Source organism: Acidithiobacillus sp. M4-SHS-6, assembly GCF_047421495.1.
Taxonomy (GTDB): Bacteria; Pseudomonadota; Gammaproteobacteria; order Acidithiobacillales; family Acidithiobacillaceae; genus Acidithiobacillus.
The window spans coordinates 2619137-2639543 of the sequence record NZ_CP175559.1 but is presented as its reverse complement, the minus strand read 5'-3'; the positions used below and the strand labels follow the sequence as shown (position 1 = coordinate 2639543).

Below are 20407 nucleotides of genomic sequence, written 5' to 3'. Positions count from 1 at the left end.
GTTGATTTTGCAGCATTCACATCGTGCCTATCCGCGTGGTGCCCGGGTTTCTCACCTGCTTCGCGAAGAAATCGCCGCCCTGCTGCGGGAGTTGCACGGCTTGCCGGCAGATCTGGCATTATTGCCGCCCACCATTACCATGGTTGACCTGCCTGCGGATATGCGCTCGGCGACGGTTTTCTTTTCCTTGATGGACGGTCCCGAGCGCGCCGAACGCGTGCGACAAGTGCTGGGTGCCCGTGCCGGCGAGATGCGTCAGATACTGGGGAAGCGCCTGACCTTGCGGCGCATTCCACCGCTGCGTTTTGTATATGACGCCCGCTTTGATCGGGGTGCGGAAATGGCTGAAATTCTCGCCCATTTGCCGCCCGCTCCAGACGAGGAGGCGTGAGCATGTCCTGTCAGCACGGTTTGTTGCTCCTCGATAAGCCCGAGGGCTTGACTTCCAATGCGGCCTTGCAACGAGCCAAACGGATTCTGGGGATCAAAAAGGCGGGGCACACCGGTAGTTTGGATCCCGTCGCTACGGGTCTGCTGGTATTGCTCTTCGGTGAGGCCACCAAGATATCTGATTACATCCTCAATGCCGACAAATCGTACCGGGCAACCCTGCGACTGGGGCAGACGACCCGTACTGGCGATCGTGATGGTGAGATTCTGGAAGAAAAGCCGGTGACGGTCAGCCGTGCTGAAGTGGAAGCCATCCTTCCCCGTTTTCTCGGGGAAATTGCCCAGATTCCCCCCATGTACTCCGCCATCAAGCAGGGTGGCAAGCCACTTTACGAGCTGGCGCGTAAAGGCATCGAGGTAGAAAGAGCGCCGCGTCTGGTGCGTATTGACGGTCTACGTCTGGTGAGATTGACAGATAAGCGTCTGGTTGTGGACGTCGATTGTTCCAAGGGCACCTATATTCGCAGTCTGGCCATGGATCTGGGGGCAGCCCTGGGTTGCGGCGCCCATGTGGAAGATCTGCGGCGGACCGTCACCGGCCCCTTCCGTATTGAGGATGCGTTGACTCTGGATGCCCTCGCGGAGAATCAGAAACAGGGTGAATGTCCCTTGAAGGCGATGGATCTGGCACTGGAATATCTGCCGGCCGTTACCCTTACGGAGAACACCGCTTATTATTTGCGTCAGGGACAGGGTGTAGTGGTCGCCCATGCCCCCTCCCTGGGACGCATTCGCCTCTACGGGCCGGGTGCGCAGTTCCTGGGTCTGGGAGAGGTCATGGACGACGGAAAGGTGGCGCCGCGCCGCCTCATGAGCGTAAACTAAGAAGTATTGTTTTTTCAGAAGTTCCGAGGAGAAGGAATTATGTCGTTGTCACGTGAAGTCAAAGCAGAAGTGGTTCAGGGTTATGCGACCCATGCCGGGGATACGGGTTCCCCCGAAGTGCAGGTAGCCCTGCTCACCACCCGTATTGAAGGATTGGCCGATCATTTCAAAAGCAACAAGCATGATCATCATTCCCGGCAAGGCTTGTTGAAGATGGTGGGGCAGCGTCGCAAGCTGCTCGATTATCTCAAGAAACGGGATGTGAACCGTTATCGTACGCTGATTGAGCGTCTGGGTCTGCGGAAGTAAGGAGAAGATTTTGGCCATCATTCGGAAAGAGTTGGATTTCGGCGGGCGGCGCCTGCAGTTGGAAACGGGCCGCATGGCGCGTCAGGCCAATGGAGCAGTGCTGGTATCCAGTGGCGATACTGTGGTACTGGTGACGGCCGTGGGCCGCCGGGAAGTCAAACCGGGCCAGGATTTCTTTCCCTTGACGGTCAATTATCAGGAAAAAGCCTATTCCGCAGGTAAAATTCCCGGTGGTTTCTTCAAGCGGGAAGGGCGTCCGACGGAAAAGGAAACGCTGACCTCCCGTTTGATCGATCGTCCCATTCGTCCCCTGTTTCCGAAAGACTTCATGAATGAAGTGCAGGTGATCGCTACGGTCCTTTCCGTGGATCGGGATCAGGATCCGGATATCCTGGCCATGGTCGGTGCTTCCGCAGCCCTGGCGATTTCCGGTATTCCTTTTCAGGGACCGGTGGGCGCCGCGCGGGTGGGATACACCAATGGGCAATTTATGCTGAATCCTGGTTATTCGCAATTGGCCGAATCGCAGCTGGATCTGGTGGTGGCCGGTACCCGTCATGCCGTGTTGATGGTGGAATCCGAAGCCCAACAACTGTCTGAAGACGTCATGCTGGAGGCGGTGATGTATGGTCACGCTGGATTCCAGCCGGTGATTGAAACCATTGAAGCCCTGGCCCGCGAAGTGGGAAACCCCGCCTGGGACTGGGTGGCTCCCGTTGCCGATGAAGATTTGGGAAAAGCCGTACAGGCCAAGGCCTCGGGTTTGTTGCAGGAAGCCTATTCCCTGGTGGAAAAACAGGCACGTAGTCAGAAACTCGAAGCCATCCGGCAGGCCATGCTGGCCGAATTTGCCGGAGAAGATGCCCAGCGCGCCGACATGGTGCGGACCTTTCTCAAGAAAATGGAAACCGGCATTGTCCGGGGCCGGATTCTCGATGGTGCGCCACGCATCGATGGGCGGGACAGCAAGACGGTGCGCCCCATCACCATTGAGGCCGGGGTGTTGCCCCGCACCCATGGTTCGGCGCTGTTTACCCGGGGGGAAACCCAGGCTTTGGTGGTGGCGACTTTGGGCACCAAGGGCGACGAGCAGATCATTGATGCCCTGCAGGGCGAAAGCCGTGACCGCTTCATGCTCCATTATAATTTCCCGCCATTTTCCACGGGCGAAACCGGGATGGTCGGATCTCCCAAGCGCCGGGAAATAGGTCATGGGCGTCTGGCAAAACGGGCCATAGCGGCTGTACTGCCGGAACCCGCTGAATTTCCGTACAGCATACGGGTTGTTTCTGAAGTGCTGGAGTCCAACGGCTCTTCCAGCATGGCGACGGTTTGCGGTGCCTCCCTGGCGCTGATGGATGCCGGTGTGCCCCTGAAGGCGCCGGTGGCCGGGGTGGCCATGGGACTGATCAAGGATGGTGAGCGCTTTGCGGTGCTGACCGATATTCTCGGCGATGAAGATCATCTGGGGGATATGGATTTCAAGGTGGCCGGAACGGAACACGGCGTCACCGCCCTGCAGATGGACATCAAGATCGATGGTATTACCCGCGAAATCATGGCACAGGCGCTCAAGCAGGCGCTGGCCGGGCGACTGCATATCCTCGGACTCATGAACGGTGTGCTGTCCACAGGCCGTGGCGAGTTGTCCGACTATGCACCCCGCATTATCACCATGCACATCAATCCAGACAAAATCCGCGATGTGATCGGGCCGGGTGGCAAGGTCATCCGCGCCTTGACCGAAGAAACCGGTGCGACCATTGATATTCAGGATAATGGTACGGTAACCATTGCCACGGTGGACAGTGAGGCGGGAGCTACCGCCAGGCGACGGGTTGAACTGCTGACCGCAGAGGTGCAGGTGGATACCATTTATGATGGTAAGGTCGCCAAGATCATGGATTTTGGGGCCTTTGTGACCATTCTGCCCGGTCGCGATGGTCTCCTGCATATTTCTCAGATCAGTTGCGAGCGGGTCAGCGATGTGCATGACTATCTCAAGGAAGGGCAAGCCGTACGGGTCAAGGTGCTGGAAATGGATCGCCAGGGCAAAATCAAGCTGAGCATGAAGGATATCGCCCAATAATTTCCGCCGGCTGGTATTCCTTTCGTTGTCAGAGCAGGGGTGGACTCTATGCGTCCGCCCCTGCTTCGTTTGCATTTTCTGCATGCATGGGAAAGGGGGCCCTTTTCCATGCCGAATTGACGGGTGCTCATGGTTGTGAATAGGACTATGGAAGCCTCGGTGACCACGCTGGATAACGGGGTGGTCGTGTTGAGTGAGCGCTTGCCGGGCCGGCAGAGTGTGGCTTTGTCCCTGACCCTGGGTAATGGCAGTCGGGATCAGCAAGCCGATGAAAATGGTTTTGCCCATTTGCTGGAGCACATGTTGTTCAAGGGCAGTACCGAAAGAGATGGTGATGCCCTGAATGCCGCGATGGAATCCCTGGGCGGGACCATCAATGCTTTTACGGATCGTGAGAGCACGGTGTTTCACGGGACGGTTTTGGCAGAAGATGCCCAGGAAGCTTTTGTGTTGCTGAGCGAAATGCTGCTCCGGCCACGCCTTGCCCATGGGGATTTGCGTCTGGAAAAACAGGTGGTGGCCCAGGAAGCGGCCATGGCTGCCGAAGATCTGGAGGACTGGGTACAGGAACGCGCCCTGCTGGAAATTTGGGGTGAACATCCCCTGGCCTGGCCTGTCTTGGGCAAGGCCCAGTGTATCCGTACTGCCAGCCGCAAGCGATTGCAGGCCTACCATGAAAGAGTGTTGGCGGAAGCGCCCCTCATTGTCACTGCCGTAGGGGATGTGGTCCATGAACAATACTGTGAATGGGCGCAGCATGTCTTTCCGGGAGGGCGACGTCCGCCCTCGGCTGTGACTCCCCCCGCCCAGCCCCGATTTCGTTCCGGCAAAAAAAGCATTCGCCGGGCTGAAGCCCGTCAGGCCCACCTGGTCTGGATGGCCCCAGCCTGTGCTGTGGAGTCGCCGGACTATCTGGCCCATGTGCTGGCCAATGCCATTCTGGGTGGGGGAACGGCCTCCTATTTGTTTCGCGAGTTGCGGGAAAGACGCGGCTTGGCGTATCAGGTATTTTCCCATCTGGATGCCTTGCGGGACTGCGGCGAATGGTCCTTGTATATTGCCACCCCCGAAGAAAAGGCCCGCGAAGCAGGCAAGGCCATGGCTGAAGTGTTGACGCAACTGACGCAGGAAGGACCCAGCCCGGCAGAAATGCACTGGGCAAAGCGCAGCTTGCGGATCCAGTTATTACTGGGCCAGGAAGATGCCGAACTGCGCATGAGCCGACTGGCGCGGCAATGGTTGTATCTGGGGCGTTTGCTTTCCGCAGAAACATCCTTGCAGCAACTGGAGGCCGTGGATGCCGCCGCGGTGCGCCGGGTATTAGGCGCGGCCTGGGAACACCGCTTTGAACTCAGCTGCTTGCCATCCCGCCGCCCCGGCTAGGAAAACTGGTCTTTCCAGCGGCGCAGGGTGGTGAATACGGACAAGGGGCTGCCATCGCAGCTTGGGTCGAACTGTTGGGCACTGGCGATGAGTGCAGGCTCATGACAGCGTAAAAAGGGATTGCTGGCGCATTCCAGCCCTATGCTCGACGGCAAGCTGGGTTCGCCCGCATCGCGCTGTTGGCGGACTTGTGTTTGTCGCTGCTGAATGACCGGGTTCGCGGGATCAACCAATGCCGCAAAGCGCAAATTATTCAGCGTATATTCATGGGCACAGTAGACGCGGGTTGCGGCGGGAAGAGCGGCCAGTTGTTGCAGGCTTTGAAAAAGCATTTCGGGAGACCCTTCAAATATTCTGCCACAACCAGCCGCAAAGAGGGTGTCCCCACAAAACAGGGACTGATTCCAGACATAGGCGAGATGGTCCCGGGTGTGCCCGGGAACTTCGAGAACGGTGAGTTCGGCAGAACCAATACTGAGTTTACCGGCATGGACCGGGTGTGTGAGGGCCGGGATCCGGTCATTGGCGCCATAAACGGGAATCGCAAAATGTCTGGCCAGCGCCGCCACCCCTCCCGTATGATCAGGATGGTGATGGGTGCATAAAATGGCTGCTGGCGTCATCTGGCGTTGCCCCAGCCACAGCAAAACCGGTTCTGCCGCGCCGGGATCGACCACCCAGATCCCGGCGCGGCTTTCCAGCACATAGATGTAATTATCGGCAAAAGCAGGAATGAAATGCACAGACATGTTTGGTTCTCGGAACAAGCGCGTTACCATAAGCCTACTCTGGTAATGATTTGGGGTCACGTACACTGGTGTGCCTGGATATTGTGAAGCGGTTGTACTGAAATGGCGGGTCGAGGGCGTCGGAGTCGACCACAGGAATTGCGTGCGGCTGTCTGGTGGGACAGCAGCGCGGGGCGGTTACTGCTGGATCGGGCTCGGGATATTCTGCCCCGTTGGATTGACCGTCTGCAGCCGGAAACCATTTTGCAACTCGGGCAACCGGTTTTCTGGGGAATGCCTCCCGGCACCGAGCGCACCTGGGTGTTGCTGAATGATGGTTTTGCTTTCCCCACGGAAGCTTATTTGCAGGTTTATGGCGCTTGTCAGGACATGCCCTTTGCGGCCATGCGCTTTGATCTGGTCATCGTGCCTTTTTGCCTGACCCGCATGGGGGAACCCGAAGCCGTTCTGGAAGAATGCTGGCGGGTATTGCGACCCGAGGGGCATGTACTGATCATGGATTTCAATCCCGGAGGCAGTCTGAGTTTCATGCGGCGCTGGCGCTTGTGGCGGCGCGACCGAGCCTGGCCCTGGCGCCGCCCCTTTCTGCCCCTCGGCAAGTTGCGCAACCTTCTGGAAGGCCAGGGCTTCATTTTGCGGGAGGGGCGTTATTTCCAATACACCTTGCCAGGCCTGGAGAAAAACGCCCAGTGGATGGAGTTGATGGGCGACCGCTGGTGGCCTGCAGGAGCCAATGCCTATTTGTTGCTGGCGCAACGCCGCGATCCGGAGCGGCCTCTGGTGGGAGTGGTGACTCCCGTCAAAGTGCGTCGGGAGCGGCGTAAGGTGCGCTCTGAAGCGCCGGCAGCTTATGATTTTCTGGATCAGATGCCAGGCATCCATGACAGGGATTGATAATGGCTGAAAAAATCGTGGAATTGTTTACGGATGGGGGCTGTCGGGGTAATCCGGGCATCGGTGCCTGGGGTGCCTGGCTGCGCCAGGAAAATCAGGAAAAGATCCTCTGGGGGTTCGAGCCGGAAAGTACCAATAACCGTATGGAGTTGACTGCTGCCCTGCGGGGCCTCGAAGCCCTGAAGCGACCGACCCGGGTGCGGGTGGTCAGCGATTCACGCTATTTGCGCGACGGCATGACCCAATGGTTAGCAGGTTGGCAAAAGCGGGGCTGGCGCACGGCGGGCGGTGATCCGGTAAAAAATCGGGATATCTGGGAGCGTCTGGTCCGGGTGGCCGCGCCCCATCAGGTAGAATGGATCTGGGTACGCGGCCATTCTGGCCATGCAGAAAATGAACAAGTCGATGCCTTGCTCAACCGGGTCATGGATCAGTTCGGGTCAGGCAAGCAACGTCAGGAGGGGGAAGGATGGCTTTACGACAAATAGTGCTGGACACCGAAACCACTGGAATTGATTGGAAACAAGGCCATCGGGTGATTGAAATAGGCGCGGTGGAATTGCTGGACCGGCGCCTGACCGGAAACAATTACCAGCAGTATCTCAACCCGCAGCGCAGCAGTGATCCCGAGGCGCTGCGCGTGCATGGCCTCACGGATGATTTTCTGCAGGATAAGCCTCCATTTGCCGAGGTGGCCGATGCTTTTCTGGAGTATCTGGGGGATGCCGAGCTGATCATCCACAATGCCCCCTTTGATCTGGGCTTCCTCAATCATGAGTTGGCGCTGCTGGGGAAGGCGCCTTTGGATCATCAGGTTCTGGATACCTTGCTGGATGCCCGACGCCGTCATCCGGGGCAGAAAAATGATCTGAACAGTCTCTGTCGACGCTATAACGTCGATAATAGCCACCGCGAACGGCATGGCGCCTTGCTGGATTGCGAAATTCTTGCCCTGGTGTATCTCGGGATGACGGGAGGGCAGGTAGATATGATGGGTCTATTGAACAGTAGCGATGCACAGTCTGGAGCAGTAGCCATTCCGAGGGCGCCGGCATCCCTTCCAGATACGGCAGGGAATAACGTTGCTGGCGCCCCGACGCGGCGCAGACTGCGCATCATTCGCGCCACTGCGGAAGAATCCGCACTGCACACCCAATATTTGCAGGGCCTGGGAGGAAAAGCCCTGTGGCATCAGGAGTGAACCATCCGCAGCGAGCGAACCTTTTGCCAGGGTCCGTTGCTTGTTTCGCTCAGGCAGGATGCTCGGCAAACTCGCTTTTATGTTCAATGAGCTCGATGCGATAGCCATCGGGATCCTCGACAAAGGCGATGATGGTACTGCCATGTTTCATGGGACCCGCCTCACGCACCACCTTGCCGCCTTTGGCACGGATGGCGTCACAGGCTGAAGCCGCATTATCCACTTCCAGGGCAATATGGCCGAAGGCATTGCCCAGATCATAGTGATCCACTCCCCAGTTATAGGTGAGTTCAATGACGGCGCCGGCGCTTTCCTCCTGGTAGCCCACAAAGGCGAGAGTAAACTTACCCTCTGGGTAATCCTTGCGGCGCAACAGGCGCATGCCCAATACTTCAGTGTAGAACTGGATGGCGCGATCCATATCGCCCACCCGCAGCATGGTGTGTAAAAGACGCATACCTTATCTCCTTGCACAGGGTGCTGTGCCCGTTGAAGACTATCCCTGCAGGCGTTTTTCAATACGCAGGCGCAGGGCGTTCAGCTTGATGAATCCTTCCGCATCCTTCTGGTTATAGGCTCCGGCATCATCTTCAAAGGTGGCAATGCGCGGATCAAAGAGGCTTTCCTGGGACTGGCGACCCACTACCGTGCAGCTGCCCTTGTAGAGCTTGACGCGCACCACACCATTGACGAGACGCTGGGTCTGATCAATTAACGTCTGCAAGGCGCGGCGTTCCGGACTCCACCAGAAGCCATTATAGACGATGCTGGCATAGCGCGGCATGAGTTCGTCCTTGAGGTGGGCGACTTCCCGATCCAGGGTAATGGATTCAATGGCACGATGGGCCTTGAGCAGGATGGTACCGCCCGGCGTTTCATAGCAACCCCGTGATTTCATGCCGACATACCGGTTTTCGACAATATCCAGGCGGCCGATGCCGTGCTCACCGCCCACCGTATTGAGATGCGCCAGCAATTGCGCCGGATCGAGGGCCTCACCGTCCACCGCGATGGGATCTCCGTGGGCATAGGTGATTTCCAGATAACGCGCTTGATCAGGCGCTTTTTCTGGAGATGATGTCCAGCGCCACATGCTCTCTTCGGCCTCAGCCCAGGGATCTTCGAGAATGCCGCCCTCATAGGAAATATGCAGCAAGTTGGCATCCATGGAATAGGGCGATTTCTGGCCATGTCTTTCCACGGGAATACCATGTTTTTCCGCATAATTCAGGAGCTTTTCACGGGAGTTGAGATCCCACTCACGCCAGGGAGCAATGACCTGGATGGCCGGATTCAGGGCATAGGCGCCCAGCTCAAAGCGGACCTGATCATTTCCCTTGCCGGTGGCACCATGCGCCACGGTGTCGGCGCCCACTTCGGCGGCGATTTCTACCAGGCGCTTGGCAATGAGCGGCCGGGCGATGGAGGTCCCCAGGAGATATTCCCCTTCATACAGGGTGTTGGCGCGGAACATGGGGAATACATAATCGCTGACAAACTCCTCACGCAGGTCGTCAATGAAGATTTCCTTGGCACCCAGCTTCTCCGCCTTGAGGCGAGCCGGTTCCAGTTCTTCACCCTGGCCGATGTCGGCGGTGAAGGTCACGACATCACAATGATACTGATCCTGCAGCCACTTGAGGATGACGGAAGTATCCAGACCACCCGAATAGGCGAGAACGATTTTTTTGACCATTTAAAAGGCTCCTTGCAAAGCGGCCACAGGACCGATGCCAAATAAAAATTCCATGAGGGCTTTCTGGGCATGCAGGCGATTTTCCGCCTCTTCCCAGACGACAGAAAGGGGGCCATCAATCACATCGGCACTGACCTCTTCGCCGCGATGGGCGGGCAGGCAGTGCATGAACAAGGCTCCAGGTGCCGCAACCGCCATGAGCGTGTGGTTCACCTGGAAATCCTGGAGAATGGCGCGTCGCTGTTCGGCTTCCTGTTCTTGCCCCATGCTGGTCCAGACGTCGGTCACAATCAGGTCGGCATCTTCCACGGCCGCAAAGGGATCGTGGAGGACAGTGACGTATTCTCCTCCCGTAGCCAACATTTCGGCACTGGGTGAATAAGGGACGGGGCTGCCGATGCGCAGGCTGAAATTGAAAATGCGGGCTGCTTCCATCCAGGAATGGGCCATGTTGTTGGCACCATCCCCGACATAGGCGATCTTATGCCCTTCCAGCCCGCCCCAGTGTTCCATGGCGGTCATCAGATCGGCCAAGAGCTGACAGGGGTGGTGGTCATCTGAAAGACCATTGATGACGGGTACTTGGGAGGCTGCGGCAAAATGCCTCAGATTGTCATGACTGAAGGTGCGAATCATGACCATGTCGACCATGCGCGAAATGACCCGTGCGGTATCTTCAATGCTTTCCCCGCGCCCCAGTTGGGTATCGCGGGGCGACAGGAAGAGCGCATGTCCACCCAGTTGCGCCATACCCGTTTCAAAGGAAACCCGGGTCCGAGTGGAGGATTTTTCAAAAATCATGGCCATGGTCTTGCCCGTACAGGGCATATATTTTTCTCCCTGACGTTGCAACTGCTTCAGGACGATGGCGCGTTGCAGCAAGGCTTTCAATTCGCTGGGGCTGAGATCAGCCAGGCTGAGAAAATGGCGAAGTTTCATGATCTGGGTTCCAGCAACTGGACGATTCTGGAAACCAGCAGGTCAATTTCTGGTTCAGCAATAATGAGTGGGGGTAGGAGGCGAATGACTTTGTCAGCAGTCACATTAATCAGTAAACCTGCCGCCAGCGCGCGCTCTACCAGACGTTCGGGTTTTTGCTGCAGTTCAATACCGACCATCAGACCCATGCCCCGTATATCCTGAACCTCTGGGTGCTGTCCCAGCGCATCCCGCAGTTTTTGCTGCAAAAGGGCTCCCATTTTTTTTGCCTGGGCAGGAATATTGGTGCTTTCCATGGTGTCCAGAACGGCCTGGGCCGCCGCACAGACCAGGGGGCCGCCGCCAAAAGTCGTTCCGTGCTTGCCGGGTCCAAACAAGTCTGCGGCACTTTTACGAGCCAGAAGGGCACCAATGGGCACGCCGTTTCCCAGGCCTTTGGCAAGGCTGAGTACATCCGGAACAACCCCGGCAAGCTGTTGATACGCAAAAAAGCTCCCCGTGCGACCAATGCCCGTCTGCACTTCATCCAGCATGAGCAACAGCCCATGGGTATCACAAAGGGCGCGCAGTTCCGCTAAAAACCCCTCGGGCGCCGGGCGGACACCGCCCTCGCCTTGTATCGGTTCCACCAGGATGGCGACGATGCCGGGGTTGGCAGACAGCAGTCCACGCACGGTGCCAATGTCGCCATAGGGAGCCCGGACGAAACCGGGTACCAGCGGCCCAAAACCTTCCTGAATGCGGAAATTACCCGTGGCCGTCAATGTTGCCAGGGTCCGGCCATGAAAGGCCTGGGTAAATACCAGAATCTGTGGTTCGGCAATGCCTTTCTGGTGGCCGTGGAGGCGGGCCATTTTGATGGCGGCTTCGTTGGCCTCGGCACCGCTGTTGCAGAAGAATGCCGCATCCAGCCCGCTGATCCGACAGAGGCTGTCGGCCAGTTTTTCCTGTAAGGGGATCTGGTAGAGATTGGAAGTATGCAGCAGGGTGCCGGCCTGGGACTGTAACGCCGCCGTGACGGCAGGGTGGCAGTGCCCGAGGCCCACCACGGCAATGCCGGCCAGGGCATCCAGATAACGGCGCCCTTTACTGTCGTACAGCCACACCCCCTCGCCCCGGCTAAAGGCCACGGGCAGGCGGGCATAGTTTGTCATGAGTGCCATCAGATCGGGGCCTCCCCATCCAGAGCAAAAGCCGCATGGAGGGCGCGCACGGCCAGCTCCAGATATTTTTCTTCAATGACCACGGAAATCTTGATCTCCGAAGTGGAAATCATCTGAATATTGATATTCTCCTTGCCCAGGGTTGCAAACATGGTGGCGGCAATGCCCGCATGGGAGCGCATACCAACGCCCACTACCGAAACCTTGACGATATGATTGTCGCCCCGAATATCTTCCGCTCCCAGCTTCTTGGCCACTTCTGCCAGAATATCCCTGGCCTTGGCGTATTCATTCCGATCAACGGTAAAGGTGAAGTCGGTTTTCCCGGCTTCGGAAATGTTCTGCAGAATGACGTCCACGTTGATGTTGGCGTCTGAGACGGGACCCAGAATGGAATAAGCGATGTCGGGATGGTCAGGAACGCCAACCATGGTGAGTTTGGCTTCGTTGCGGGAGAAGGCGATGCCAGAAACGCGGGGAGCTTCCACAGAATTTTCCTCATTGGTAACCAGGGTGCCGGGGCCATCCTGAAAAGACGATAACACCCGAACAGGAACATTGTACTTCATGGCGAATTCGACAGAACGGGTCTGTAATACCTTGGCGCCGAGGCTGGCCATTTCGAGCATTTCTTCAAAAGTAATGCGGTCGAGGCGTCGTGCCCGGGATTCCACGCGTGGGTCTGTCGTATAAATGCCGTCTACATCCGTAAAAATATCACATTCATCGGCATGCAGAGCAGCCGCCAAGGCGACGGCGGTGGTGTCAGAGCCGCCCCGGCCCAGAGTGGTGATGTTACCGTGAGGGTCCACACCCTGGAAACCGGCGACCACCACGATCTTTCCGGCTTCCAGTGCCGAACGGATTTTGTGATCTTCAATATGTTCTATACGAGCCTTGGTATGGGCAGAATCAGTGGTAATCGCCACCTGGGTGCCCGTAAACGATATTGCGGCTTGTCCCATCCCCTCCAAGGCCATGCATAACAAAGCGATGGTCACCTGTTCTCCGGTGCTGAGCAGGGTGTCGAGTTCGCGCTCGGCAGGGTCGGCTGCCATGGCGCGAGCCAGTTGCAAGAGACGGTCGGTTTCTCCGGACATGGCCGAGACCACGACAACTATCTGATGCCCGGCGCGATGGCTGGCCATGACTTTTTCGGCAACCGCGCGAATGCGCTCCGGACTGCCCACGGAAGTTCCGCCAAATTTTTGTATGATGAGTGCCATTTTCAGTGATTTCAGAAAAAATTAAGGGCAAATGATAAAGCCTTGGCGCGCTTTCGTACAGGTTGAGCAGAAACCCCAAAATCGTGATTGAAGATGGAGTTAAGGGGCGCGCCGCTTTTGGCGCGTCCCGCTTGAACGAGAGGTTGGACCGGGTGACGGCTCGACAAGGCGACCGGTGACAAATTTGTGAAGAACGCTAGCCATGAGTGTTTGATAAGGAATGGCTTCTTCTGCGGCCTTGGCTTGAATGTCTTCAAGATCACGAGAGGAAATGCGAATATTGACGCGCTTGTCCTTGACGAGCGATGCCGATCAATGTGGCAAAGCGGGCGATTTCAGCCTTGAGATTTGGTACGGACTGCCATTCGCCTCGTTCAAAGGAGGCCAGAATTTCCTCTGATCTCAGCCGCCGCCACCGTAGAGCCTCCAGGGGTGATGCCGGTGGTATTCACGCATCTTGCGGCGCAAGCGTTCAAGGCGATGGGTTCTTCATCAATAACCCGCCTCTTTCTGGTGCCGGAAGGCCAGAACATACACCGCATCGTCGGCCGGTTCGTGGCGGTACAGGGCCACATAGCCAGCATCCCCGAAGGCAATCACCAGCTCGCGCAGCTCGGGCATTTCAGAGAACGGCCGGCCAATGTCGGGGGCTGTTTCCAGCAGCAGGAATTGCCGCTCGATGGCCTGACCGGCCCGCCTGGCAGCTTCCGGAGTCTTGGCGGCAAGGAACCGCCGGCACCGCCCCAAGCCTTCCGCTGCGCCTTCGGTGACGATTACTTGTGACACTCAGGCACCACCCTTTCGTCATCGGTGCCCCAGGTGTTCAACCAGGTGCGAACTTCCTGGCCGGTCAGGTGGCGGCCGGTTTCCTTGTACGCCGCCCAGGAGGCCAAGGCTTCCTGCTTGAAGCTCTCGCGGGCTTCCTCGCGCTCGACGTACTGTTGGATGGCTTCGAGCATGATCCAGTGCGGCGAGCGGCGGCGCTGGCTGGCGAGGTGCTGGACGCGACTTTTCAGCGTTTCGTCGATCTTGAGAGATGTTGCCATAGTGGGCCTCTTATCACGTGGTGATACCAAGTGATAATGTAGCCCTTTCTTGCCCCCAAATCCATGCAGGAGCTTTTGGGGTGCGTATTCTATTGATCATGGGCACCAATTCTGGCGATCGTGGGCACCCCTGGAGAGTGAACATTTTGGTCGTTGTGATTTTAAGCACAGGCGGTCACGATGGGTCAACTTTGGGGGTGGTGTCGGGGTCCCGATGACGGCGTAAGGATTCGCCTTTCAGCTCCAGGCGGTGGGCGCTGTGCAGCAGGCGATCCAGGACGGCATCGGCCACGGTGGGCTCGCCCAGATAGTCATGCCAATGATTGACCGGTAACTGGCTGGTAATCAGGGTCGCTTTCTGGTTCACCCGGTCATCGATGATTTCCAGCAGATCACGCACGTCCTCTCCGCGCATGGGGGCCAGACCCCAGTCATCCAGGATCAGCAGGTCCATCTTGGCCAGGGTGTTCAGGTAACGGCCAAAGCTGCCGTCCCCGTGCCGGATCTGGAGCTCTTCAAACAGCCGGGGGAGACGGAGATAGCGGACACTCAACCCCTGCCGGCAGGCTTGCTGTCCCAGGGCGCAGGCCAGCCAGGTCTTGCCGGTACCGGTGGCGCCGGTGATCAGGAGGTTCTGGCCCTGACGGATCCAGGTGTTCTGGACCAAAGAGCGCATCCGGGCGCGTTCCAGACCTCGGGAGGCCCGGTAGTCGATGTCCTCCACACAGGCGTTGTGCTTGAGATGGGCGAGTTTCAGCAGGCGCGTCAGGCGGCGCTGATCCCGGGCACACAGTTCTCGATCCAGGAGCAGACCCAGGCGCTCCTCGAAGGGGAGATCCTGGGCCTGGGGCAGCCGGGATTGTTCTTCCAGGGCTTCGGCCATGGCGCTGAGGTTCAGTTGCCGCAAGGCCTGCAGGGTGGGTTGGTATAACATGGGAGACTCCTTGTCTATCACTGGTAGTAATGGGGACCACGGATATTGTCGTGGGTCGGTAAGGGGGTGCTTGGGGACGCGGGTTCCTGGACCTGATCCATCCCCTGCTTCAGGATGGACTGGATGCTCTGGGTCGTCGGTGAACCGATCTTCAGCGCCCGGGCACAGGCGGCATCGAGACGCTCCTTGCCATAGCGCCGGGAGTAGCTGAGCAGGCCCAGACAGGATCGGTAGCCTTGTTCGGGATGGGCGCGCCGCGCCAGTTGCCAGCGCACCACGTCCCGGGTGGCAGGGCCAATGGACAGTGCCCAATTCAGGAGCCGTCCCGGGGACCACTCCCGGTGTTGCTGGTAGGCCTTGAGCAGGTGTTCCGGGACGGTGCTGTAACGCCCCTGCAGGGTCTGGCGGGGATGGCTGGCCACCCGCTGTTGCTGGTGGAAGATTTCCACCGTCCGGGCACTGACCCGCAGATCGACCCGGGCACTGACCAGGCGATAGGGCACCGAGTAAAAATGCCCCTGATAGGCCACATGGGAGTCAATGCTGACCTTGGCGCTTTTCCAGACCGCAAACACATAGTCCTGTGCGGGCAAGGGCTGCAGGGCCGGTTGTTCCAGGGATATGAAGGCGCTGTGGCGGCTGCCGGGTAGCTGCTTGAAGGGGCGCTGATTGAGGTCCTCCAGCAGGCGGCGGATCTCCCTGTTGAGATCCATCAGCGAGAAGAACTGGTGGTGGCGCAACCGCGCCAGAATCCAGCGCTCCACCACTTGCACGCCGACCTCGACCTTCGCCTTGTCTTTGGGTTTATAGGGGCGTGTCGGCAGCACTACGGTCCCGTAATGCCCGGCCAGATCCCGATAGCTGCGGTTGATCTCGGGTTCATAGCGGGAGGCCTTGGTGACCGCCGCCTTGAGATTGTCGGGGACCAGGAGAGTCGGCACTCCGCCGAAGTACCGGAACGCCCGGACATGGGACCCCAGGAAGTCCGGCAGACTCTGGCTCCAGGTGGCCTCGCAATAGGTATAGCTGGAAGCCCCCAGCACCGCCACAAAGATCTGGGCCTGCCGGATCTCGCCGGTGCCCGGGTCCACGACCGCTACCATAGGCCCCGCATAATCAATGAAGAGTTTTTCGCCCGCCACATGCTGCTGACGCATGCTGGTTTTGAGGCGGGCTTTCCAGCTGCGGTAATGGACACAGAACTGGGAGTACTGGTAGGTGCGCTCGCCCGGGTGGGCGGCCACATACTCCTCCCAGAGCAGTTGCAGGGTCACGCCCTTGCGCCGTAATTCCGTATGGATCTGCGCGAGGTCGGGCAGGACCGGCCGGGACGCCGGGAGCGGCTGGCGGCGCGGGTTCAGCCGCTGTTCTACCTCCACGACCGTCAGCCCCTCCGACAGAGGCCACCCTATCTGGGCTTCCGTCGCCCGTTGCAGATACTTGCCCACGGCCCCCTTGGACAATCCGCAGGCGCGGGCTATTTGCCGCTGGCTACAACCGGCGGCGTGTAATCGCAGGATCTCGATAATCGCTTTCATGGTCATCCTCGGTGTGGGCATGCTGGATCTCCTCTAAAAAGGACCCAGAATGCCGCTCAAGCCAATGAATGACCAAAATGTTTTTTACTCCACAGAGGAATTTCCGCAGGCCATTCTGGCATCGTGGGCATCGATTCTGGAAAATCGCGCAAACTGCCCACGATCCGCCAGAATCACTGCCCACCATCGCCCAGAATCACCGCCCACGATCATTCAGAATGACTGCCCACGATGGGCCAGAATACGCATTTGGGGCACAAGGGCAGTCGCGGTGTTACCAATCCGTTGGATATGTAACCCATCCATAAGCCTCAAAAAGCCGTGAAAGCCCGAGAGGTGTCGGTCAAACTCCCGATGATGACCCATAGTGATTGGGTGGTCGGAGCGATGATAGGGCGACGCGAGGCTCCCAAGAACTTGTTTCCGAGGTGATCTGTCCGACCGGCTTGATTTTTCGCGGTCCCCATCTACAATGGACATGTGCTGGACATGCACATAAAGGAGGTGACAATGGCAGCCTATAGTGAACGTATTCCCGTCCTGGTGACTTCCCAGGAGAAGGCGCTGATCGCCAAGATGGCCCAGGACGCTCACATGTCCATGGGAGAGTTTCTGCGCCGCGCCGCCTCGTCCTTCCGCCCGAGTGAGGATGAGCAGATGCTGGAGGGGATGATTGACCAGATGTTGAAGACCACTGCCCAGGCAAATGCGGCCATTGATGATGCTTTGTCCTTTGTGGAGGCATCCAACAAACGTATTACGGGGCTGGAATCCGGACGGATGTACTGATGGCCATCACGGACAAGATGTGGGAGGCGTTAAGCACGGTCATCAAGATGAATGACAAGGTGGAGCGCCTGGCCGAAGCCGTAAAGTCACAGCAGGGAAAGATCGAGACTTTGACGGAACGGGTAATCCGGCTGGAAACGGCGCTGGAAATTGCATTATCGCGTCAGGTGACCATAAGGACTGCTGCAGATCAACTGAAACTCAAAGACTGAGGCTGCCAGCAGCTCGTGCTGGCAGCTTTTTTCAGCGCCCCAGCGCCTTCTGGATTTTCTGGTCGGTTTTATACTGACTCAAGGCATACACTGCCCAGATGGCTGCCGGAATCCAGCCCAGTACGGTAATTTGCAGGATCAGGCAAATAATCCCGGCCAGTGGTCGGCCGATGGTAAAAAACACCAGAAATGGTAAAAAAATAGCCAGTAGCAGACGCATGATTGTTCTCCCGATGTATAATTATGCTTGCATAGTAAATGCCTGTTTCTCCAGAAGGCAAGCCCCTGTGCTAAACTCCCGAACATGACCACAGATCAAGAACAATTTCCCGAACTTCCCATGAATGCTCGCCCCACACGTCTGCGGTCATTACGGAACATGCGGCGCGGAGCGCTGTCTCTGCTGGTGCTGGCCCTGCTGCTTTTTGTGCTTTCTGCCCATCAGGATTTTCAGGGCATCTGGGCCTGGACCGGGGCTTTTGCGGAGGCGGCCATGGTGGGCGGTCTGGCCGACTGGTTTGCGGTCGTCGCGTTGTTTCGTCATCCCCTGGGATTACCCATCCCCCATACGGCGATTCTGCCGCGCAACAAGGTGCGACTGGCAAAACGTCTGTCCAGCTTCATTCGCGATCATTTTCTGGAGAGCGAAGCCATTGTGCGCCTTTTGCGCCGCGCTGATCCCGCCGCCTGGCTGGCACAGTGGCTGGCCCAGCCTGAAAGCAGCGCCCTCTTGGCCAGACAGTTGCTGACCCTGCTGCAAAAAGCCCTGGCTTTGAGTGATGATCAGGAATTGCGCAGGGCCTTGCGTGGGGCGCTGGGCCGTCAGTTGCAGCGGGTGGATGGCGCCCGCTGGATGGGCAGCATTCTGGCCTTGCTGACGGAAGACCACCGCCATCAGGCGCTGCTGGAAGATGGTATCCAGCGGCTGCGTCAGTGGCTGGACGCGGAGGATACCCAGGCGCTGCTGGCAGAGCATATTGCCGCCATTCTCAAACGAGCTTATCCCACCCTGTTTGCGTGGATGAGTACGCTCATGGACCCCGCCACCCTGAGCGATAATCTCGCCCGCAATCTGGTCAAGGCGGCGCATCAGCTTCTGCAGGAGATCGAGGATGATCCGGAGCATCCCCGCCGGCTGGCTTTTGATCGCTGGATGGCCGATGCCATTCAGCGCTTGCAGACGGATGCTCCCTTCCAGGAGCGCATCCGGCGCTGGCAGCAGGGTTTGATTGCCCATCCTGCGGTGCAGGAATATGTCGACGGTTTGCTCCGTGACTTGCGCGCCTGGCTCGATCGGGATTTGCGGCGTCCCGACTCCCGTTTGCAACATCGGGTCCAGGAGCTGGCCGCGCAACTGGGCGTTTTTTTGGGGGAGCAGGCCGTTCTGCGCGACGCCATCAACGATTATCTGGAAAGCAGTGTGCGCCGTCTGGCCCCGGCGGTGCGGGATGGTCTGGCCCAGCATATCGAAAAAACCATTCTCGACTGGCCGGAAAAAGATCTGATCCGCTTGCTCGAAGAAGGCGTGGGGACCGATTTGCAATATATCCGGGTCAATGGAACGCTGGTGGGCGGATTGGTGGGGGTGCTCATTCATGCCCTGGCCCTGGTCGTACCCTTCGTCGCCTAGGGGGAGACATGGTGCTGGGAAATGGGCCGAAATGGCCCCCAAGCGTGCCGGGTTGCCTGGCCCATATCGGCCATTTTCTGCTGCTTCCTCCCGTTCATTTCGGGTTGTTGAAGCTACTCATGGGGATGTCGGAAGAGGAACGAATCCTGCTAGTCAATAATCTGGAGTAATGGCCGTATTGGCGAACAGAGACTGGAGGAGGTGCATTTATGAAGCGTAAGATAATGGGAGTGGTGGCGGCAGGAACGTTGATGACGGCGGGTTTTGCAGTGGCGTCCGATATGACGGCTGCAGATGCCCAGCAGGCTTTGTCGGCGGCCAAGACGGCCATGGCCAAGACGTCTGCCGTGCATTATTTATGGCTCTCCACCCCCAAAATCTACAAAGAGGCCGTCGCCGCTGACAAGGCGGGCAAATATGACGAAGCCGTCGTCAAAGCCAAGCATGCCGAAGAACTGGCTCATCTGGCTTATGCCCAGGGCGAGGCCCAGGCCAAGAAATATGGGGTGAAACTGACGGATCAGGGCGTTCAGTTCAACTGAATCCGGATGCCGTAGGCGGCCAGCAACTGCTGGGCGATATGGATTTTTGCCGCGGAATCTGCCGTAAAATGAAAATCGACGGATGCTGTGCCGGGTAGTGCGGGACAGGTCTCCGCTGCGAGAGGAATGTCCAGTCTGCGGCAGAGTTGCCGCGCCACGCCGTCATTCCCATCCAGGGTAGGAATGGCCCGCCCCGCCAGTCCCGATGTCCAGTCGCTGATCCAGCAGTAATGGGTGCAGCCCAGTACCAGGGCCTGGACATCTGCCGTACAGGCTGGTAACACCCGACGCTGCAGGTATTGCTGGACCTGCTCCTGCCAGTCTGCGCTCTGGGATTCAATGCGTTCCGCCAGACCGGGACAGGCAAGGGCTTGGACCCGTTGCCGGGCTTCGGGTAACTGGGCCAGCAACTGTTCCAGCTTGGCACCCGCCACGGTCATGGCGGTGGCGAGCAAAAGTATTTTCCCTTCGGGATACAGGGTCAATGCTCTTTTGATGGCGGGCTCGATGCCAATGACGGGAACATCGGCATATTCCCGAATGGGGGTCACCGCCGCGCTGGTGGCAGTATTGCAAGCCAGCACGACCGCATCCACGCCTGCCCGGATGAACCAGTCATAGGCCACCTCGGTCCATTGCCGCACTTGCCCGGGACTTTTGTCACCATAGGGACTATGGGCAGTATCGCCATAAAACAGAAAATGGGCCTTGGGAAGATAACGCAGGCAAGCAAGTAGCGTGCTGAGACCGCCTATGCCGGAATCGAAAACGCCGATACGCATCATTCAGTGA

The 20407-nt window shown here is 58.2% G+C and carries 24 protein-coding genes; 12 read left to right on the top strand and 12 right to left on the bottom strand.

Annotated features, from left to right (window positions below; translation table 11 throughout):
- Positions 1-4 precede the first annotated feature (4 nt).
- From ACJU26_RS13695 to ACJU26_RS13675, 5 genes are all read left to right on the top strand, one after another.
- Positions 5-391 carry a ribosome-binding factor A gene (locus ACJU26_RS13695; protein ID WP_414041989.1) on the top strand — a complete coding sequence of 129 codons (387 nt, stop codon included), beginning with the start codon at positions 5-7 and terminating at the stop codon, positions 389-391.
- A gap of 2 nt (positions 392-393) precedes the next feature.
- Positions 394-1275 carry a tRNA pseudouridine(55) synthase TruB gene (gene truB, locus ACJU26_RS13690; protein ID WP_414040176.1) on the top strand — a complete coding sequence of 294 codons (882 nt, stop codon included), beginning with the start codon at positions 394-396 and terminating at the stop codon, positions 1273-1275.
- 39 nt (positions 1276-1314) lie between these two features.
- Positions 1315-1584, top strand: coding sequence for a 30S ribosomal protein S15 (rpsO, locus tag ACJU26_RS13685; protein ID WP_101536682.1), 270 nt, complete (start codon positions 1315-1317; stop codon positions 1582-1584).
- A gap of 10 nt (positions 1585-1594) precedes the next feature.
- Positions 1595-3673, top strand: a complete 2079-nt coding sequence (gene pnp / locus ACJU26_RS13680; protein WP_414040175.1) for a polyribonucleotide nucleotidyltransferase — start codon at positions 1595-1597, stop codon at positions 3671-3673.
- 135 nt (positions 3674-3808) lie between these two features.
- Entirely contained in the window at positions 3809-5056 is a 1248-nt protein-coding gene (locus tag ACJU26_RS13675) for a M16 family metallopeptidase (protein WP_414040174.1), read from the top strand.
- Here ACJU26_RS13675 and gloB read toward each other — a convergent pair.
- Positions 5053-5805 carry a hydroxyacylglutathione hydrolase gene (gloB, locus tag ACJU26_RS13670; RefSeq protein ID WP_414040173.1) on the bottom strand — a complete coding sequence of 251 codons (753 nt, stop codon included), beginning with the start codon at positions 5803-5805 and terminating at the stop codon, positions 5053-5055. The two genes, ACJU26_RS13675 and gloB, sit on opposite strands and share 4 nt — an antisense overlap.
- Before the next feature lie 102 nt (positions 5806-5907).
- Between gloB and ACJU26_RS13665 the strand changes: the two genes are divergently transcribed.
- From ACJU26_RS13665 to dnaQ, 3 genes are read left to right on the top strand one after another with little or no spacing between them, the layout of a single operon-like run.
- Positions 5908-6699 (top strand): class I SAM-dependent methyltransferase, encoded by a 792-nt coding sequence (locus ACJU26_RS13665; protein WP_414040172.1) that lies wholly within the window; start codon positions 5908-5910, stop codon positions 6697-6699.
- 2 nt (positions 6700-6701) lie between these two features.
- Positions 6702-7187, top strand: a complete 486-nt coding sequence (rnhA, locus tag ACJU26_RS13660) for a ribonuclease HI (protein ID WP_414040171.1) — start codon at positions 6702-6704, stop codon at positions 7185-7187.
- A complete protein-coding gene (gene dnaQ, locus ACJU26_RS13655; protein WP_414040170.1) occupies positions 7169-7900 on the top strand; it encodes a DNA polymerase III subunit epsilon in 732 nt (243 codons plus the stop codon). The genes rnhA and dnaQ overlap by 19 nt, the downstream gene beginning before the upstream one ends.
- A 49-nt stretch (positions 7901-7949) precedes the next feature.
- Here the strand turns inward: dnaQ and gloA are convergent, their stop codons facing one another.
- The 9 genes from gloA to istA all read right to left on the bottom strand — a co-directional run bounded on the left by gloA (position 7950) and on the right by istA (position 16442).
- Positions 7950-8357: a lactoylglutathione lyase gene (gene gloA, locus ACJU26_RS13650; protein WP_414040169.1), complete on the bottom strand. Its 408-nt coding sequence runs from the start codon at positions 8355-8357 to the stop codon at positions 7950-7952.
- 39 nt (positions 8358-8396) lie between these two features.
- Positions 8397-9596, bottom strand: a complete 1200-nt coding sequence (locus tag ACJU26_RS13645) for an argininosuccinate synthase (RefSeq protein ID WP_414040168.1) — start codon at positions 9594-9596, stop codon at positions 8397-8399.
- The gene (gene argF, locus ACJU26_RS13640) at positions 9597-10535 is read right to left on the bottom strand and encodes an ornithine carbamoyltransferase (protein WP_414040167.1); all 939 of its coding nucleotides are present in this window, start codon (positions 10533-10535) and stop codon (positions 9597-9599) included.
- Positions 10532-11698 (bottom strand): aspartate aminotransferase family protein, encoded by a 1167-nt coding sequence (locus tag ACJU26_RS13635; protein ID WP_414040166.1) that lies wholly within the window; start codon positions 11696-11698, stop codon positions 10532-10534. Before ACJU26_RS13635 ends, argF begins: the two co-directional genes overlap by 4 nt.
- On the bottom strand, positions 11698-12924 hold the full coding sequence (locus tag ACJU26_RS13630) for an aspartate kinase (protein WP_414040165.1): 1227 nt from the start codon (positions 12922-12924) through the stop codon (positions 11698-11700). Before ACJU26_RS13630 ends, ACJU26_RS13635 begins: the two co-directional genes overlap by 1 nt.
- Before the next feature lie 492 nt (positions 12925-13416).
- The gene (locus tag ACJU26_RS13625; RefSeq protein WP_414040164.1) at positions 13417-13710 is read right to left on the bottom strand and encodes a type II toxin-antitoxin system RelE/ParE family toxin; all 294 of its coding nucleotides are present in this window, start codon (positions 13708-13710) and stop codon (positions 13417-13419) included.
- Positions 13698-13970, bottom strand: a complete 273-nt coding sequence (locus tag ACJU26_RS13620) for a CopG family ribbon-helix-helix protein (protein ID WP_414040163.1) — start codon at positions 13968-13970, stop codon at positions 13698-13700. The genes ACJU26_RS13625 and ACJU26_RS13620 overlap by 13 nt, the downstream gene beginning before the upstream one ends.
- A gap of 175 nt (positions 13971-14145) precedes the next feature.
- A complete protein-coding gene (istB, locus tag ACJU26_RS13615; protein ID WP_414040162.1) occupies positions 14146-14904 on the bottom strand; it encodes an IS21-like element helper ATPase IstB in 759 nt (252 codons plus the stop codon).
- Positions 14905-14921: 17 nt separating this feature from the next.
- Complete coding sequence (istA, locus tag ACJU26_RS13610; RefSeq protein ID WP_414041901.1) at positions 14922-16442, bottom strand: IS21 family transposase; 1521 nt, start codon at positions 16440-16442, stop codon at positions 14922-14924.
- Between the two features lie 510 nt (positions 16443-16952).
- Between istA and ACJU26_RS13605 the strand changes: the two genes are divergently transcribed.
- Entirely contained in the window at positions 16953-17231 is a 279-nt protein-coding gene (locus ACJU26_RS13605) for a plasmid mobilization protein (RefSeq protein WP_414040161.1), read from the top strand.
- Complete coding sequence (locus tag ACJU26_RS13600) at positions 17231-17443, top strand: hypothetical protein (protein ID WP_414040160.1); 213 nt, start codon at positions 17231-17233, stop codon at positions 17441-17443. Before ACJU26_RS13605 ends, ACJU26_RS13600 begins: the two co-directional genes overlap by 1 nt.
- Before the next feature lie 31 nt (positions 17444-17474).
- Here the strand turns inward: ACJU26_RS13600 and ACJU26_RS13595 are convergent, their stop codons facing one another.
- Complete coding sequence (locus ACJU26_RS13595) at positions 17475-17663, bottom strand: YqaE/Pmp3 family membrane protein (protein WP_414040159.1); 189 nt, start codon at positions 17661-17663, stop codon at positions 17475-17477.
- An 84-nt stretch (positions 17664-17747) separates the two neighbouring features.
- On the opposite strand from ACJU26_RS13595, the gene ACJU26_RS13590 reads away from it, so the two are divergent.
- Together ACJU26_RS13590 and ACJU26_RS13585 are read left to right on the top strand one after the other, a co-directional pair.
- On the top strand, positions 17748-19073 hold the full coding sequence (locus ACJU26_RS13590) for a DUF445 domain-containing protein (RefSeq protein WP_414040158.1): 1326 nt from the start codon (positions 17748-17750) through the stop codon (positions 19071-19073).
- Positions 19074-19282: 209 nt separating this feature from the next.
- Positions 19283-19615, top strand: coding sequence for a hypothetical protein (locus ACJU26_RS13585; RefSeq protein ID WP_414040157.1), 333 nt, complete (start codon positions 19283-19285; stop codon positions 19613-19615).
- Here the strand turns inward: ACJU26_RS13585 and murI are convergent.
- Positions 19603-20400, bottom strand: a complete 798-nt coding sequence (gene murI, locus ACJU26_RS13580; RefSeq protein WP_414040156.1) for a glutamate racemase — start codon at positions 20398-20400, stop codon at positions 19603-19605. The genes ACJU26_RS13585 and murI overlap by 13 nt on opposite strands.
- Positions 20401-20407: the final 7 nt, after the last annotated feature.